The sequence below is a fragment of the Bradyrhizobium sp. CSA112 genome (genome assembly GCF_029051645.1).
GTDB lineage: Bacteria > Pseudomonadota > Alphaproteobacteria > Rhizobiales > Xanthobacteraceae > Bradyrhizobium.
The window spans coordinates 1-15,202 of record NZ_JAACFS010000054.1 but is presented as its reverse complement, the minus strand read 5'-3'; the positions used below and the strand labels follow the sequence as shown (position 1 = coordinate 15,202).

The window sequence follows — 15,202 nt, the reverse complement described above, 5'->3', positions numbered from 1 at the left end:
GGAATGGGCGGAAGGTTCGGACTTCAAATCTGGCGGGACCGCAATGCTGATGCCACCGCTCCAGCCGCAGACAATGTCGCCACCGCGGACGCCGTTGAAGTCGGCGTTGCTGGTCTGCGCCGGGTCGCTCGGACTCGTTTTCGCATATAGCTGCAGCTACAACCTTCTTCTTCTCGCGCCTTCCATCTATCTGCTTCAGATCTATGATCGCGTGCTGTCGAGCCGCAGCGGCGCTACGCTCCTGATGCTGACGCTCATCGTTGCGTTTACCGTCGTGGTTGGCGGCGTGCTTGATGCGCTGCGCCGCGCTGCATTGGGCCGGATGGGCGAGTGGCTTGAAGACGAACTCCATCCGTCAGCGCTGTCCGCATGCTTCAAATACGCCTATGCCGATCGGGCGCGGGCATCGGAAGCCTACCGCGATCTTGCGATCCTGCGTCAGCTCGCCCAGTCCGGCGCCTGCTCGACCTTGTTTGACGCGCTCTGGACACCACTCTTCCTCGGCGTTCTCTTCCTCGTGCATCCCTTGCTGGGAGTGATAGGCGTGCTCAGCGTGCTTTTCCTGCTTGGTCTCGGGGTTGCCGAAGACTGGGTCACGGAAGCACCGCTGGTGCGGTCGGCTGGCGCGCTGACGAGGAGCCAGGGATGGTTCGGCATGGCCGTCGGAAACCTCCACGTGATCAGGGCCATGGGAATGCTCGACGGCGCCGCGCGCCTGATCGGCCAGGCTGCGCAGGATGCGAGGAGCCAGCAAGAGGTGGTCCAACGCCGCCGCGAAACCATCATGCTGATCTCCAAACCAGCGCGGGCGCTGGCGCAGGTACTGATCATGGGCACTGCCGCCTGGCTCGTCCTGGAGCAAAGCAGAAGTCCCGCTATCATCTTTGCCACGACCCTGTTGTTCGGACGCGCGCTCGCGCCCATGGAAGGGGCGGTTGCAGGCTGGAAGGCATTCGCGATGGCCTTGGCCGCCTACCGCCGGCTCAACGACGTCATGTCCGCTGTCACCTCGGTTGCGAACGTCAGGCGGCCCCTGCCGGAGAGGCCGAAGGGCGGCCTCATCGTCGACAACGTTGGCGTCGCCGTGCCGGGATCGGGCCATTGGATGCTGAGGGATGTGTCATTCAGTCTGGCACCCGGTGAATGCCTTGGCATCATTGGTCCATCTGGCTCCGGCAAATCCACGCTCGGCAGGATCATCACTGGAATCTCCGCACCGACGTCTGGTTCGGTCCTGCTCGATGGCATCGACATGCTGGCCCTGCACGATTCGGACGCCGGCCGGCGCCTCGGATATCTGCCGCAGGACATCGATCTGTTCGGAGAAACAGTAAAGGATATCATTGCACGGCTGGACGACGCCGATTTGCAGAAGGTCATTGAAGCAGCCAAACTGGCCGGCCTTCACGAAACGATTATTCGGCTGCCGCATGCGTACGATACGGTCGTCAATGGCGGAGGGGCCAATCTCCCGCGTGGGTTTCGCCAGCGCCTCGGCCTTGCACGGGCGTTTTTTGGCGACCCGCACCTCGTGGTCCTCGACGAGCCGAACTCCAGCCTGGACAGTCTCGGCGAGCGCATGCTCTTCGACGCCATTGAACGGATGAAGGCGGCCAATACAACGGTGATCATCATCACCCACCGGATAGGGATTCTCGGCGCAACGAACAAGCTTGCCATCATGCAGGGCGGCGCGGTCAGCGCATTCGGCGACAGCAGGGAGATTTTCGAAAGGTGTTTGGCAAGGCCCCAAGTTGCTTCGCGCGAACCTGTCTCATGAAAATCTCATTCGCTCACATCAACTTTCGGAAGCTTCGACGGTGGCTGGGATCGGCGGCGCCGGCGTTCGACCGGCTGCGCGGTGTCACCTGGATCCGCATCAAACGTTTTTACCGTCTCATTGCGCGAAGCGGATGGGCTCGTCTGAAAATTGCATTCGCTCACGTCGAGATCTGGGAGGTCCCACGGTGGTTGAGATCGGCGCCGCCGGCGCTCCGCGATCGACTTCGCGGTATCACCTGGACAGGAAATCTGCTGGTTTGCGGCTTCGTCGTTGGTCTCGGTACCTGGTCAGCCTATGCCCCCCTCGAGAGCGCCGCGATTGCTATCGGCACCGTCGAATCCGAGTCGAGCCGCAAGACGATTCAGCACCTTGAGGGTGGCATCATCAGGGAAATTCTGGTCGCGGACGGCGACGTTGTCCGCGCTGGACAAACACTGATCTCGTTGGAGGACACCAAGGCTCGTGCCGAAGCCCAGAGCCTGCAAGGCCAGTTGTGGGAGGCGATGGCACGAGAAGCACGGCTGCAGGCGGAACAGCAAGGAGAAGAGCGGGTGTCGTTTCCTGCCAAGTTGGAGATGGCGCAGAATACGAGCCCGTCAGTCGCAGATGTCCTTGCGGGGCAGCAAGCCATCTTCGAAACGCGTCGGCAGGTCTTTCAAGCGCAAGCGGCCGTAAATCGGGAGAAAAGGTTGCAGGTGGAGAAAGAGATCGAGGGCCTCAGGGCGCAGGAAAGCGCGGCCTCAAGGCGCATCGAAATCGTCCGCGAAGAAGCGGCAACCGTCGCCATGCTCGTTAACAAGGGACTTGAGCGGCGTCCGCGTCTTCTGAACCTTGAGCGGGAGATGGCTGACATCGAGGGGCGGCGGGGTGAGATTGTCGCGCAGATATCGCGCGCCGGGCAGGTTATCAACGAATCGCAGGCAACTCTTCTCAAACTCGAAAACGATCGCCAGAACGAGATCGCGCAGTCGCTGCGCGAGGTGCAAAACCAGATTTTTCAGATACGCGAGCGACTGCAGGCGGCCGACGACCAACTGTCACGAACGGCGGTCAAGGCGGCCCAGGACGGCGTCGTAACGGACCTGAGGGTTCATACCACGGGCGGCGTCATTGGCGCCGGCGCACCTCTCATGGATCTGGTCCCCCGGCAGGATCGGCTCATCGTGATTGCGCGCGTCAGGCCCGAGGACATCGATGTGGTTCGTCCCGGACTGGGCGCCGACGTGAATCTGTTGCCCTACAATGAGCGCCGCGTACCACGGCTCCATGGGACTGTGACGCACGTTTCTGCCGATCGTCTTGTCGATAAGCGCACAGATCAGCCCTACTACGCAACGAAGATTCGAGTGCAGGATCCGGTCGGCGCCGGCATCGATGGTGTCCAGATTATTCCGGGAATGCCGGCCCAGGTGTTCATCAAGACTGGTCGCGGCACCGTGGCGCTCTACGCCCTCAGGCCTCTGCTCGACAGCTTCAACAGCGCGTTCCGCGAGGATTAGAGCGGGACCAAAACTGCGAACTCCGGCAGCCCTCAAGATGACCGCACTCGCAAGTGCGCATGACCGTTTAATTGCCGGCTCCAGCGAAGCACCGCCTCGGTGCGGTTGCGCGCGGAACATTTTCGCATGATGCGCTGAATATGCATTTTTACGGTGTTTTCCGAAAGGTTGAGCCTGACGGCAATCAACTTGTTGGGAAGGCCGAGCTGCAGCGCCTCGAGCACATGTTGTTCGCGTGGCGTAAGGTCGACCATCGTCCGCTCCGGCACAAGCGTGGTGGCGCCGTTGCCTTCGTGGATTTCGGATACTTCGGGAACGTCGAGGTGTTCCGATAGCGCCTTGAGGCTCGACGTACCACTTTGCTCAACGATCGGTAAGGGTCGATAGACCCCACCGGCGAGAACCAGACGTAATCCGGCGATGGCTACTTCGACCGGAATCGATTTCGGGAAAAAGCCACGGACCCCCCGCTGCATCGCGGCCGAAATCGTCACCTCGTCGTCACGATTTGACAACAGGGCAACGGATGCTTTCGGACAGAATTCTGCGAGAAACGCGAGACTGACCTCAATCGCAGGGTCAGTGATCTCCTTGTCTCCGACATTGAGCGCGATCAGGCGAATATCTCTGCCTGAGAACCAGCTCAGACCGCTCGTCGTTGCCATCTCGACGATTTCGAACCCAGTGAGTTCTCTCTTGAGGATGTTGAGGATGCAGGTACGCGCCAGGACATGTTGTTCGATGATCACGAGCACCGGTAATTTCTGTGATCCCTGGGCTAGTTCCGCGGTATTAGTAAAATCGTCCATGATATCCCCGAATTCAGAGTAAATGCTGAGCCACTCCACCAGTTTCTGATTTCCATTTTCCATGGAGCGAGTCTGCCCCACACACTCTGCAGCGAATTGCTGCCTATCGCGACGTTGCTCACGAACTTCGAGTTCGTTCGTAGGAACGTCGTCAGGACCTTCTGGTCCGTCGCAATAGATCCTTGGAAGCGGTCCTACCGTTCCAGGCTAGCTGCAAATATTGCGATACGCGCTCGCTGCCGCCGAATTCGCGGAGCCATTGACGACGTATGCTTCATCTTCCGTTACGAGATAAAGAAACGGCCAGTCTCCGGCATCGTCGCCTGACGCCATTTTTCTTTTGACACGGCCGCAAATGGTGTCGATGGGCTTCCCGAGCGTATTTTTGCGGATGGCCCGTTTCATCTCGCCAAACTCGGCAGATGCCGGGTCCTCCAGCTTCGCAGCAATCGTGGTCTTCGCCTTGGCAATGACTGGATCGGACGTCTCAGCGGGTCGATCAGATGCCGGAGCCTCTACTTTCGCTTCGATCATGGCGGGCTTCGACTTTTTCTTAGCGAGTTGGGGCCTGTCGCGGACGTGGGCTGCCGACGGCTTTTCCGTCTTCGTCGCGATCGTGGACTTGACGTTCGTTGTAGCGGAATTGGTCTTGGATGACGCTGGCGCGGGCTCAATCGACCGGCTGAGCGCCATGCCGTTGAGACAGCCGGACCCACTCGCGTCCGTGCATGCTTCCATGCTCGCTTGCGGCGGTAAAAGGCAGCTACAGCCAACCAGGGTCGCAGCCAGAACACCAATGAGAAGCGTTCTCATGCTAATCCCTCATGACGGGGCCTGAGTTCCGCTCGCAGTTCTTGCGGCGATCTAAATTTTGCGCTGGTTGTCTATCATTTGCGCAAAAGTATTAACTGCTCATTAAGCGCCCGGCTTTCGCCGCGGCAAGCTTTTGCATCGTTAATGCCGGCGCATTCAAGTCTTGCGGCAGGTGCAGGCCCATATTTCACGGGCTTGATGGTGGACGCACAAGGGATCGAACCTTGGACCTCTCCCGTGTGAAGGCTGCGGGTCAATTTTGATCTGACAATAAATTCAAAACTTGCAACGCGTCCGGCGATCTGCGCACGGATTTTGCACGGCTACGACCCTAAGCGGACATTCGGGAGTTCGTGAACCGCTCAGCCTCGCCTGCTCGCAACCGGCATATCTCCGCTGTTAGAGCGAGACCGGACCCGACGCGGCTCGACATTTGCCGCCGCTTTTGACCCAAAGCGGACTTCGAGTGGGGCAGAGCAATTAGACGTCCGACAAAAAAGACTCGATCTCGCCGATGAACCTCGGCCATGCCTGCTCACCTGGTATCGGAACGTGGTTTTCTGAGTCCAAAGTTACGAACTTCGCGTTCGGGATCGACGTGGCCATGCGGCGTCCCTCGTCGAATGGCACGAGATTGTCGTAACGAGAGTGCAGGACAAGTGCCGGAGCGGATACCTTCGGCAGAAGGTCGACGATATCAATTTCGTCAATGCCGTTATGATTCCTCACTGCGTTTTCAGCGGAAGTCGATACACGCAGCAGGTCTGCGTACCACTTGATCTGTTCGGGCGAGGCACTTGGAAGAAAAACGGAGCTGAACATCCTCAGAAATGCCGAGTTCTCGTTCACCCATCCTTCACGCATGACGGCAATAAGGGCCTTTCCCAATTCGATCTCTTCCAAGGAGCCTCGCTTATTGCGGCCGAGCGCAAACCCACCGACCAAGACCATCTTGGTGACGCGATTGGGATAGCGAGCAGCATGGGCGATAGCCGTTCCCACCCCTTGCGATATGCCCAGAAGTGCATAGCGCCGCAAATGCAATGCACCAACCACTGCTTCTAGATCGCGTTCGAACGTTGCAAGGGAAATGTCGGTGATGTTGCGATCGGAAAGCCCAAAACCTCGACCGTCGAAGCGAATGAGCCGGAAGCGATCGGCGAGGAAACGCCAGAGCGGCGCCCGGCCTGGGTTCTGCCAGTCGTATTCGAGGTGGGTAAGCCAGGTCGGAATACTCACGAGAGGCATGCCTTGGCCGACACATGCCACGGCAAGATTAATCCCGTCCGTGGTCCGGCAAAATGTGATTTCTTGACCGCGCGAGGGACGACACGGCATCTGACGGGCAGCCGCCTCAACCGATGAACTCCGCGTCTCCACTGCGTCTTCGCGGACATCGCCAATGAACCGGAATCCTCTGCGGATGACGGTGCGAATCCAGCGCTGTTGCTCGCCGTCATCACCGACCGCACGCCGAGCGGCATTGATCCGAGCTGCAATCGCGGAATCCGAAACCATGCGCCCATCCCAAACGGCCGAGAGGAGATCTTCTTTGCTGACCACACGGTCGCGATTGCGAATCAAGTAAACAAGAATGTCGAACACCTGCGGTTCGACCGGAATCAACTTCGCCCCCGACCGCAACTCGCGCCGCTCGGCATCGAGAATCATGCCGCCAAAAAGGTAAGCCAAGGGTGCACTCCAGTGCGAGCAAAGGCGGCCGAACAACGGCTTCGCCGTGCAAATCAATGGTATCGCAATAAGAAATAAAGGTCACGGCAAAGCGCGGCCGGACCGGGGAAGGCACAATCGACGCCATGCTGCAAGGGTAAGCCAGGGAGGAGACAATGGCTCATCCGTCCGTATTCGCACTTTTACTGTCGTGCCTTCTTGTCCCGGCCAGTGCAATGTCGGGCCCATCGACCAAAGAAGCCGAGGTGAACGGGGTTCGCCTGCCTTATGTGGAGCAGGGCTCAGGCGAGCCGATCGTCTTTATCCATGGAGCAATTTCCGATCTTCGCGCCTGGGAACCGATCAGAGACGAGATTGCCAAGAAGTATCGGTTCGTCGCCTATACCCAGAGATATTTCGGGATTGGCGCCTGGAAGGATGACGGGAAGCAATTCGGCGTTGCGACCCATGCCAGTGATCTCGCAAAGTTCATCATGGCGCTCAACACTGGACCGGTTCACCTCGTCGGTTGGTCCTACGGCGGTGCGGTGGCGACGGAAGCGGCGTTGAAGAATCCTTCACTGGTCCGCAGCCTAATTCTTTACGAACCGGCCGTGTGGGAAGTTCTCTCGGCTGATAGCCCCGAGGAAAAAGAAGCGCTCGAAGATCGGAGCAAAATTTTTGGTCCGGCAGTCGCTGCAAACAACGCCGGTGACGCGGTCCAAGCGACCCGGCTACTGCTAGAGGGGGTGTTCTACCTCCCACATGGCGGGTTCGACCGTGAGCCGCAGGTAGCGCAGACGATTTGGCTCGACAATTCCCGGACCACGCCGCTGTTGTTCGCGGCTTCGCCAACCGCAATCACATGCGACACACTGAAGAATTTCAGTCGGCCGACGCTAGTCCTAGGAGGGGAGAAATCGTCTGCAACCTGGAGGCTGATCAATGACGCGTTCAGCAAGTGCATACCTGGCGCCCGCAAGATCACTCTGCATAACGTTAATCACGATGCGCCTCTTCGCGATCCGGCTGGATTCAGCGCTGCCGTGATAGAGTTCCTGTCGAAACGTTGAGGCTGCCTCAGTTGATGGCCGTTCTGCTTTTGAGCGAGCATCGGAATGTCTGGTCGGTTGCGCACGCTAGGTCCGGAAATGGCCCGAAGCCGACCAACTTCGTCGCCTGGGGCTGGTCCGGCATTGAGGGCAGTCCGGACTTCGCATCAGCGATCCTTCGATCTGCGCTTGTGGCCCAAAGCAGACGCGGCTGAATATGCGGTCGATGTCAGCTTCTGACCGCACGCCTTGCTCGCCACTCGGCGAACGCATGCTCGCCCGCTTTGCGTTCGGCCTTCTTCAAAGTCTTCGCCCGGCGGTGTGTCAGGGCGACCGGCGTGTGCATCCAGTCAGCATCGAGCCATGCCTGAATGGTCGGCAGCTTGTTGATTGCCTCGATCAACGGGGCCTGCGGGACGTGCGTATAGTGGCGGCTCATGTCGTCGGCGGCGTGGCCGAGTATCTGATCCTTCTTGTGCGGATGGACGCCCTCGACAACCAACTGCGTCGAGACGGTGTGCCGGGCGGTGTAGGGAGCTACGTCAAAGACCTGGGTGCGCAGCCGGGCCGCTGCGATGGCCTTCTTCATCTGACCGCCATTGTCGTCATAGACGGTGAAGGGCTCGTTCTCCCATGTGCGGACGAGCTTCCCCGGCCGGCGGCTATCACGACGCGCAGAAATTGTAGACATGTGGACATGACCGCACGTCCACATGTCATCATCTATCGGTGTTGGGGGCACCTCAAGCGTCCGTTGTTAGACTAGGCGACGCCTTGTAGACTGAAAGGACACCTTGGAGATTGGAAACATGGCGCTCAAGCGGATGGACAACGTAGGAATCGTCGTCGAAGACCTCGGCGGGACGATTGATTTCTTTCGCGAACTCGGCCTTGAGCTCGAAGGGCGGGCCACGATCGAAGGAGAATGGGCCGGACGTGTCACTGGACTGAGCGATCAGCGTGTCGAGATTGCCATGATGCGCACACCGGACGGCCACAGCCGGCTCGAGCTCTCCCGCTTCCTCACGCCGCCTGTCGTCGCAGATCACCGGAACGCCCCGGTCAACGCCCTAGGCTACCTCCGCGTCATGTTCGCCGTGGACGACATCGACGAGACGCTTGAAAGGCTCCGCACGCGCGGCGCGCAGCTCGTAGGCGAAGTAGTCCAGTATAAAGACGCGTATCGGCTCTGCTACATCCGTGGGCCTGAAGGGCTTCTCATCGGACTCGCCCAAGAACTCAGCCGCCATTCGTAAGCGCTGGCCTTGGATCAAGCATCTGTTCGCCGACTGCGCCTACGACCGGGGCAAGCTCATGGAGGCCGCCTATCTTGATTTCGTCATCGAAGTCGTCCGACGCATCGAAGGCCAGCCTGGGTTCAATGTTCTGCGGCGACGCTCGGTCGTCGAGCGGACCTTCGGCTGGATGACACGATGGCGGCGCCTCGTCCGCGACTACGAGGCCCGCATCGACGTGTCAGAAGCCATGATCCATGATGGCGCGGTGCCTCTGTGCCCGAGGCGTCAAATGGTTTCGGAAAAGACGCAGGCCATGCCGGTCCCTTGGCTACTTTGCATGGGGTTGTTTTTCGATATTTTGATCGGACGGTCACGAAAGCCTCGGTTCGAACCCGATCTCCGCTTTCGTGCGTATGCACAAACGCTTACGGCTGCGCCAGGATGGCGTAGATGATCGTCTGGTGTCGATCTTGTCTGCAAAAGGTCGGAACGGATGGTGGACGCACAAGGGATCGAACCTTGGACCTCTCCCGTGTGAAGGGAACGCTCTCCCGCTGAGCTATGCGTCCGGGAAATGTGGGCGAACAATGAGCCCCGTCAGAGCCGCGATTTACGAAGTACGGACCCCAAGTGTCAAGCGATCAGACGGGCCGTAACGTCGCGATTTCGCGCGATCAGGCGGGAATTACGCCCCCTGCTGGCGGGCCCGTGAAGCGTGCGACTGCAGCGCGCGGATCCGCTCGGCGAGCGTCCCGCCGCCTTCGCCGATCGGCGGGGTGCCGGCGACGTCGTTGGCGGGCTTGGCCGGCACCTTCGGCACCGAAGGTTCCGCCGCCAGCATCGCCTCGATGGCCGAATTCGGTCCTTCGAGCTGCATGGCGAGCTTGGCGACTTCGGCGGCGATGTCGTTGATGCGCTCGCGCAATAGCGCGTTTTCCATCCGCTCGGTCTGCCACGAGCTTTCGGCCTGCTGCTGAATCGCGTTGATGTCACGCTGGAGTTTCGCGCGTTCGTCGCGGGCAATGCGGAGCTGCTCCTCCACCGCCGCTTTCTCGGCGCGCAATTTTTCGACGATCGGCGACTTGCCGCCGTTCGTCGCCGCGATCTCCTCGCGCAGTTCGCGTGCGGCGCGTTCAGCGTTCTCGTTCGCCTGCCGGAGCTGATTGTTTTCGTATTCGCGCTCGGCGAGGATCTTGCCCTGCATCGCCAGCCGCGCTTCGAGGTCGTTGACGCGGTTGCCGAGCATCTCGGCTTCCTTGACCTGGACGATCAATTGCCGGTCGAGATCGGTGACGCGCTGGCTCAAATTTTCGACGCGGCCGCGCGCTTCCGTCAGTTCGCGCGTCGCGTGCTCGGAATCGGCGCGCTCCTGCGCGAGGCGGGCCTGCGTGGTCGAGAATTCCTTTTCGGCGTCGCCGACGCGGCCCTTCAGTTCCTCGATCTGCGTGCGCACCGCGACCAGCTCGACCTGGCGGCTGTCCGCCATCATCGAACGGCTGTTCAATTCGTGATTGATCCTGGCGAGTTCGGCCTGCTTGTCGGTCAGCGCCTGTTCGGCGTTGCGCAAGAGTTCGGTCTTGGCTGCGAATTCCTCTTCAGTGGCGCGCAACTGCTCTTTCATCGCCTTCTCGCGCGCTTCGAGCGAAAAGATCGTGGCGTTCTTTTCGCCGAGCTCGATCTTCATGCGGTTGATCGCATCGCTCTTCTTGCCGAGTTCGGCGAGCTGGCTGGTGGTCTTGTTCTTGAGCTGCTCGACGTTCATTTCGAGCCGCCGTGCCGACATCGCAAATTCCGCGCGCAACTGGTCCTTGTCGGCCTGGATCTCGGCCATCGACAGCGGGGTTGCCGCTTCGAGCCGCCGCGTCGTCAGCCGCACCGCACGGTTATGCACCAGCGGCACGATCATCAGACCGAACAGCATGGAGACCAGAAAACCGATCGCCAGGTACATGATCGGTTCGATCATGGATGGTCACTCCACACAGACAAGGATTCGTTAATCACATTGCCACGCCGCGCCGGGGCAACGCCAGCCCATTGCCGCATTAACCTGAATCGAGCGGACGAGTTGCGTGTGGATATCCGAAAACCGGCTCAGAACGGGTTCCAGGTCGCGCGCGGGGTATATTTGAGATAGCCGACATTGGCGCCGAGCCGTAAGCCGATGCCGGAGCGGATCGGCACCAGCACGATGTTGTTGGCGGTGAGCGCGGTCATGCCGAAGCCGCCGACGATATAGGCGGAGCCATCGATGCCGACGAAGCGCTGGTAGATCGCGTTGGTCGCGGGCAGGTTGTAGACCAGCGTCATGGTGCGCGCGCCATCGCCGCCCCAGTCGAAACCGACCGACGGTCCCTGCCAGTAAACCCGCAGATCGCCTGCGTTCTTGGTGTAGAGCGTGCCTTCGCCATACCGCAGGCCTGCCACAAAAGCACCGGAGCCTTCCTCGCCGAGCACGTAGCCATTGGGAAGGCCCCATTGGCTGACCGCGCGCTCGATGACGGAAGCAAGTCCGCGCGAGACGTTGCCGAAGAACTTGTGCCCGGCCGAGACCAGTTCGTCGGGATGGAAGGTGTCGGGCCCTGGCTGGCGTTGCGGTGGCGGCTGCTGCGCTGGGTACGCCGGTGGCGGCGGCTGCTGCGCGCCGGCAGGCACGGTCCAGCAGATCAGCGCGGCAAACGTCACCGCGGCAAGGCGTGAAGCAAACGTCATGAAAGAACCCCTGGCATCGAAATTCTGGCCGCCGCCTTAACCTGACGCCAACAAGCATGGCTCTAGGTTGCGCCCAGTGTCCCCTCGACTCGCATGTTATCGGCACCAACTATGACGGCACAACGGCAGGAAAGATACGCTTTGCGCCCCGGAATAGCCCTTATTGCCTTATTGGCGAGTTTTTTTAGCTTGCTCAGCCTTGATTTTGCCGCGCGGGCCGCGACCACCGAGCGGGTGGTGGTGAACCGCTATTCCGGCCTCGCCATCGGTGGCTTCGATCCCGTCGCCTATTTTACGGAGTCCATGGCCATCGAGGGCTTGCCCGATTTCGAAGCGCGGGGCGCCGGCGCCGTCTGGCGTTTCCGCAACGAAGGCAACCGCGCTTCTTTCGTTGCGCATCCGGAGATTTACGGGCCTCAGTTCGGCGGCTACGACCCGGTCGATCTTGGGCGAGGGGTGACCTATGCCGGCAACCCGCGCTTTTGGGTGGTTGCGGGCCAGCGGCTCTATCTGTTCGGCCGCGAGGAAAACCGCGATACGTTCGCCGCCGAACCCGCGCGCTTCCTCAAAGAGGCCACCGCGCGTTGGCCGGTGCTGGTGCAAGGGCTCGCGCAGTAGGCCGCGGACCACCGTAGCCCGGGCGAGCGCAGCGGCCCCGGGGAATAGTGGTGACAACTTCGCGTATTCCATTTGGCTGGCACCGGTCCCGGGGTCGCTTCGCTCGCCCGGGCTACAGAGCCTTCAGGGCGCCGCCTTCGGATCGCCCCAGGCGATGAATTCCGGAACGATGAAGTCCTTCCGCCCCGTGCCAAAAGCCAGCGCCGCGCCGGTTGAATCCGTGATCCGGCCGCCGGCGGCCACGACGACCGCATGGCCCGCGGCCACGTCCCATTCCGAGGTCGGCGACAGCCGGGGATAGATATCGACCCCGCCTTCGGCCACCCGGCCGAACTTGACCGCCGAGCCAAGCTCGCAGCGTATCGCGCCCGGCCTTCCCGCAATAAAGGCTTCGGTCCTGGCATCGCCATGCAAGCGGCTGACCGCGACTGTCCATGGCTCGCCGCGCGGCGGGCAGGGGCGGGTACGAACCGGCTCGATCAGCGGCTTGCCCGTGCCAAGCGTCAGCCGCTCCGCGCCGCGGCCGACAATGCCGCGCCAGATCAGCCCGAGCGCAGGCGCGCTGATGATGCCGAGCATCGGCGTTCCGTCGGTCACCAGCGCCAGATTGACCGTGAACTCGTTGCGGCCGGCGACGAATTCCTTGGTGCCATCGAGCGGGTCGATCAGGAAGAAGCTGTCCTTGCAGGGCAGCGTGGCCTGCTGGGCGCGCTCTTCCGACAGCGACGGTATGTCGGGCGCCAGCTGGGCAAGGCCCTCGGCGATGATTCGGTCAGCCGCCAGATCGGCCTCCGTTACCGGCGATCCGTCGATCTTGCCGTCGACCTTCATGGCGGAGCGGTTGACGGCAAGGATGGCTGCTCCGGCCCGGATCACGATCTCGGTCAGCGGTTCGATCAGTGCCGCGGCAGCGTCGCGATCGAGTATGGGGTGTGCCTCATTCATGAGCTAGGCCCATTTGCTGTTCTCTTGCCTTACCATTGCCGCCCCGCGCTGGCAGCACCGGGCTGCGCAGTGTATCAAACCAGAAAGCACGCGTGATTCGTAAACTGTCCGCCAGGAACATGGGACTCGGCGGCTTTCGAGGAACCTTTGATGTCTGGCATTTCATCTCCCGGTCCGGCTCCCGATACCCTCGAACTTGCGGCGCTCTTGTGTTCGCGAGTCTGTCACGATCTCATCAGCCCGGTTGGCGCAATCGTCAATGGGCTTGAGGTTCTTGACGACAACCCGAAGCCCGAAGACCGCGATTTCGCGCTCGATCTGATCCGCAAGAGCGCCAAGACCGCGTCCGCACGATTGCAGTTCTGCCGGCTGGCGTTTGGCGCGGCGGGATCGGCGGGTGCGCAGATCGATCTCGGCGATGCCCAGACCATGGCGCGCGGCCATATCGAGGACGGCAAGATCACCATCACCTGGAATTTGCCGCGCCTGCTGTTGCCGAAGAATCGCGTCAAGCTGCTGCTGAACATGCTGATCATTGCGCAGCAGACGATTCCGCGCGGCGGCACGCTGACGATCGATCCGATCGGTGACGGCGAGACGATGAGCTTTCGCGTTACTTCTTCCGGCCTGAACGCCCGCGTGCCGCAGAACATCGCCGATCTTGTGAGTGCGAGTTCGACTGCGTCCATCGATGCGCACGCGGTGCAGCCCTACTATACGCGGCTGTTGGCGCAGGCCTGCGGGCTGAGCGTGACGCTCGCGCTTGACGGGGAAAAGGTGGTCGTCACCGCGGCCTAAGCGCGCCAACGCGCAAACATGGTTAACCAACGGTTGAAGAAAGGCGGCAAAATCTAATTCAGCCGCCTTATCTCTTTGTTGATCCCGTTCTTTTCCATTTGCTCAACCAATATTAAACGCTTTGCATAGAAGCTGGTCTCGTTCCGTAAGGCGCGTCGATGTCGCGTGCCGGTGCGTACGAAGGCCAGTTTCATGGATGATTTGTTGCGGGAGTTCCTGACCGAGACCAGCGAGAGCCTGGATACGGTCGACAATCAGTTGGTGCGGTTCGAGCAGGACCCGAGCGACGCGAAGATTCTGGATAACATCTTCCGCCTGGTCCACACCATCAAGGGCACCTGCGGGTTTCTGGGACTGCCGCGGCTGGAGGCGCTCGCCCATGCCGGCGAGACCCTGATGGGCAAATTCCGCGACGGCATGCCGGTCAAGGCCGAGGCCGTGACGCTGATCCTGAGCAGCATCGACCGCATCAAGGAGATCCTCGCCGGCCTCGAAGCCACCGAGACCGAGCCCGAGGGCACCGACGAAGACCTGATCGAGAAGCTGCATGCGATGGCCGAAGGCGCCAGGCATGCCGAGGACGAGGCGCCGAAGGCCGCGCCCGTTGCCGTGGTCGCGGCACCGCCGGTGCAGCCGGCCATCACGGCCGGCACGCTGGTCGACCAGGTGCTGGAACGCCCGCTGCGTCCCGGCGAGGTGTCGCTCGACGACCTCGAGCGCGCCTTCCGCGAGACCGCGACCGAAGTCGCGCCGGCACCTGTCGCCAAGGCTGCGCCCGCGCCTGAGGCTAAGGGAGCCAAGGAAACTGCCAAGGAAACGGCCAAGGAAACGGCCAAGGAAACGGCGAAGGCAAAGCCGGCCCGCAAGCCGGTTGCCATGGATGCCGACGTCCAGGAAGCCGACAAGATCGCCAACCAGTCGATCCGCGTCAACGTCGACACCCTCGAACATCTGATGACCATGGTCTCCGAGCTGGTGTTGACCCGCAACCAGCTCCTGGAGATCTCCCGGCGCAACGAGGACACCGAGTTCAAGGTGCCACTGCAGCGGCTCTCCAACGTCACCGCCGAGCTGCAGGAAGGCGTCATGAAGACGCGGATGCAGCCGATCGGCAATGCCTGGCAGAAGCTGCCGCGCATCGTCCGCGACCTCTCCGGCGAACTCGGCAAGCAAATTGAATTGGAAATGCACGGCGCCGACACCGAGCTCGACCGCCAGGTGCTCGACCTGATCAAGGATCCCCTGACCCACATGGTGCGCAACT

Annotated in this window: 14 protein-coding genes, 2 tRNA genes and 1 pseudogene; 8 read left to right on the top strand and 9 right to left on the bottom strand. The window is 61.1% G+C overall.

What is annotated here, in order from left to right; genetic code table 11:
* Positions 1-43 precede the first annotated feature (43 nt).
* On the top strand, positions 44-1,780 hold the full coding sequence (locus GWE18_RS39470) for a type I secretion system permease/ATPase (RefSeq protein ID WP_275190929.1): 1,737 nt from the start codon (positions 44-46) through the stop codon (positions 1,778-1,780).
* The gene (locus GWE18_RS39465; RefSeq protein WP_275190928.1) at positions 1,777-3,282 is read left to right on the top strand and encodes an HlyD family type I secretion periplasmic adaptor subunit; all 1,506 of its coding nucleotides are present in this window, start codon (positions 1,777-1,779) and stop codon (positions 3,280-3,282) included. Before GWE18_RS39470 ends, GWE18_RS39465 begins: the two co-directional genes overlap by 4 nt.
* A gap of 32 nt (positions 3,283-3,314) precedes the next feature.
* Here GWE18_RS39465 and GWE18_RS39460 read toward each other — a convergent pair whose 3' ends face one another.
* The 4 genes from GWE18_RS39460 to GWE18_RS42430 form a co-directional block, all read right to left on the bottom strand.
* The gene (locus GWE18_RS39460; protein ID WP_275190927.1) at positions 3,315-4,154 is read right to left on the bottom strand and encodes a response regulator transcription factor; all 840 of its coding nucleotides are present in this window, start codon (positions 4,152-4,154) and stop codon (positions 3,315-3,317) included.
* 144 nt (positions 4,155-4,298) lie between these two features.
* Positions 4,299-4,904 carry a hypothetical protein gene (locus tag GWE18_RS39455; protein WP_245322907.1) on the bottom strand — a complete coding sequence of 202 codons (606 nt, stop codon included), beginning with the start codon at positions 4,902-4,904 and terminating at the stop codon, positions 4,299-4,301.
* Between the two features lie 199 nt (positions 4,905-5,103).
* A tRNA-Val gene (locus tag GWE18_RS39450) sits at positions 5,104-5,200 on the bottom strand.
* 184 nt (positions 5,201-5,384) lie between these two features.
* Complete coding sequence (locus tag GWE18_RS42430; protein ID WP_342804337.1) at positions 5,385-6,596, bottom strand: alpha/beta fold hydrolase; 1,212 nt, start codon at positions 6,594-6,596, stop codon at positions 5,385-5,387.
* Positions 6,597-6,751: 155 nt separating this feature from the next.
* Here GWE18_RS42430 and GWE18_RS39435 point away from each other — a divergent pair, with 155 nt between their 5' ends.
* Complete coding sequence (locus GWE18_RS39435; RefSeq protein ID WP_275190926.1) at positions 6,752-7,648, top strand: alpha/beta hydrolase; 897 nt, start codon at positions 6,752-6,754, stop codon at positions 7,646-7,648.
* 208 nt (positions 7,649-7,856) lie between these two features.
* Here GWE18_RS39435 and GWE18_RS39430 read toward each other — a convergent pair whose 3' ends face one another.
* Positions 7,857-8,216: a tyrosine-type recombinase/integrase gene (locus GWE18_RS39430; protein WP_275190925.1), complete on the bottom strand. Its 360-nt coding sequence runs from the start codon at positions 8,214-8,216 to the stop codon at positions 7,857-7,859.
* A 220-nt stretch (positions 8,217-8,436) separates the two neighbouring features.
* Between GWE18_RS39430 and GWE18_RS39425 the strand changes: the two genes are divergently transcribed.
* Positions 8,437-8,883: a VOC family protein gene (locus GWE18_RS39425; protein WP_275190923.1), complete on the top strand. Its 447-nt coding sequence runs from the start codon at positions 8,437-8,439 to the stop codon at positions 8,881-8,883.
* Positions 8,873-9,118 (top strand): annotated as a pseudogene (locus GWE18_RS39420) (transposase); the annotation flags it as partial. The gene GWE18_RS39425 and the pseudogene GWE18_RS39420, both read left to right, overlap by 11 nt.
* Before the next feature lie 241 nt (positions 9,119-9,359).
* On the opposite strand, the gene GWE18_RS39415 reads toward GWE18_RS39420, so the two are convergent.
* The 3 genes from GWE18_RS39415 to GWE18_RS39405 form a co-directional block, all read right to left on the bottom strand.
* Positions 9,360-9,434 (bottom strand) — tRNA-Val (locus GWE18_RS39415).
* A 116-nt stretch (positions 9,435-9,550) separates the two neighbouring features.
* Positions 9,551-10,831, bottom strand: a complete 1,281-nt coding sequence (locus GWE18_RS39410) for a hypothetical protein (RefSeq protein ID WP_057902979.1) — start codon at positions 10,829-10,831, stop codon at positions 9,551-9,553.
* 128 nt (positions 10,832-10,959) lie between these two features.
* The gene (locus tag GWE18_RS39405) at positions 10,960-11,577 is read right to left on the bottom strand and encodes a DUF1134 domain-containing protein (RefSeq protein ID WP_057853012.1); all 618 of its coding nucleotides are present in this window, start codon (positions 11,575-11,577) and stop codon (positions 10,960-10,962) included.
* A 111-nt stretch (positions 11,578-11,688) separates the two neighbouring features.
* Here GWE18_RS39405 and GWE18_RS39400 point away from each other — a divergent pair, with 111 nt between their 5' ends.
* Positions 11,689-12,195, top strand: a complete 507-nt coding sequence (locus GWE18_RS39400) for a YHS domain-containing (seleno)protein (RefSeq protein WP_275190922.1) — start codon at positions 11,689-11,691, stop codon at positions 12,193-12,195.
* Positions 12,196-12,318: 123 nt separating this feature from the next.
* On the opposite strand, the gene GWE18_RS39395 is transcribed toward GWE18_RS39400, so the two are convergent.
* A complete protein-coding gene (locus GWE18_RS39395; protein WP_275190921.1) occupies positions 12,319-13,140 on the bottom strand; it encodes a 3'(2'),5'-bisphosphate nucleotidase CysQ in 822 nt (273 codons plus the stop codon).
* A gap of 150 nt (positions 13,141-13,290) precedes the next feature.
* On the opposite strand from GWE18_RS39395, the gene GWE18_RS39390 reads away from it, so the two are divergent.
* Complete coding sequence (locus tag GWE18_RS39390; protein WP_275190920.1) at positions 13,291-13,938, top strand: histidine phosphotransferase family protein; 648 nt, start codon at positions 13,291-13,293, stop codon at positions 13,936-13,938.
* A gap of 192 nt (positions 13,939-14,130) precedes the next feature.
* Positions 14,131-15,202 (top strand): Hpt domain-containing protein (locus GWE18_RS39385; protein ID WP_275190919.1); only part of this gene is annotated, 1,072 nt, incomplete at its 3' end.

What these genes read in the sequence shown, in the direction of transcription:
- GWE18_RS39455 (WP_245322907.1), bottom strand. Translation starts at nt 4,904, where the DNA reads ATGAGAACGCTTCTCATTGGTGTTCTGGCTGCGACCCTGGTTGGCTGT.
- GWE18_RS39410 (WP_057902979.1), bottom strand. Translation starts at nt 10,831, where the DNA reads ATGATCGAACCGATCATGTACCTGGCGATCGGTTTTCTGGTCTCCATG.
- GWE18_RS39425 (WP_275190923.1), top strand. Translation starts at nt 8,437, where the DNA reads ATGGCGCTCAAGCGGATGGACAACGTAGGAATCGTCGTCGAAGACCTC.
- GWE18_RS39430 (WP_275190925.1), bottom strand. Translation starts at nt 8,216, where the DNA reads ATGAAGAAGGCCATCGCAGCGGCCCGGCTGCGCACCCAGGTCTTTGAC.
- GWE18_RS39395 (WP_275190921.1), bottom strand. Translation starts at nt 13,140, where the DNA reads ATGAATGAGGCACACCCCATACTCGATCGCGACGCTGCCGCGGCACTG.
- GWE18_RS39470 (WP_275190929.1), top strand. Translation starts at nt 44, where the DNA reads ATGCTGATGCCACCGCTCCAGCCGCAGACAATGTCGCCACCGCGGACG.
- GWE18_RS39460 (WP_275190927.1), bottom strand. Translation starts at nt 4,154, where the DNA reads ATGGAAAATGGAAATCAGAAACTGGTGGAGTGGCTCAGCATTTACTCT.
- GWE18_RS39400 (WP_275190922.1), top strand. Translation starts at nt 11,689, where the DNA reads ATGACGGCACAACGGCAGGAAAGATACGCTTTGCGCCCCGGAATAGCC.
- GWE18_RS39435 (WP_275190926.1), top strand. Translation starts at nt 6,752, where the DNA reads ATGGCTCATCCGTCCGTATTCGCACTTTTACTGTCGTGCCTTCTTGTC.
- GWE18_RS39390 (WP_275190920.1), top strand. Translation starts at nt 13,291, where the DNA reads ATGTCTGGCATTTCATCTCCCGGTCCGGCTCCCGATACCCTCGAACTT.
- GWE18_RS39465 (WP_275190928.1), top strand. Translation starts at nt 1,777, where the DNA reads ATGAAAATCTCATTCGCTCACATCAACTTTCGGAAGCTTCGACGGTGG.
- GWE18_RS39405 (WP_057853012.1), bottom strand. Translation starts at nt 11,577, where the DNA reads ATGACGTTTGCTTCACGCCTTGCCGCGGTGACGTTTGCCGCGCTGATC.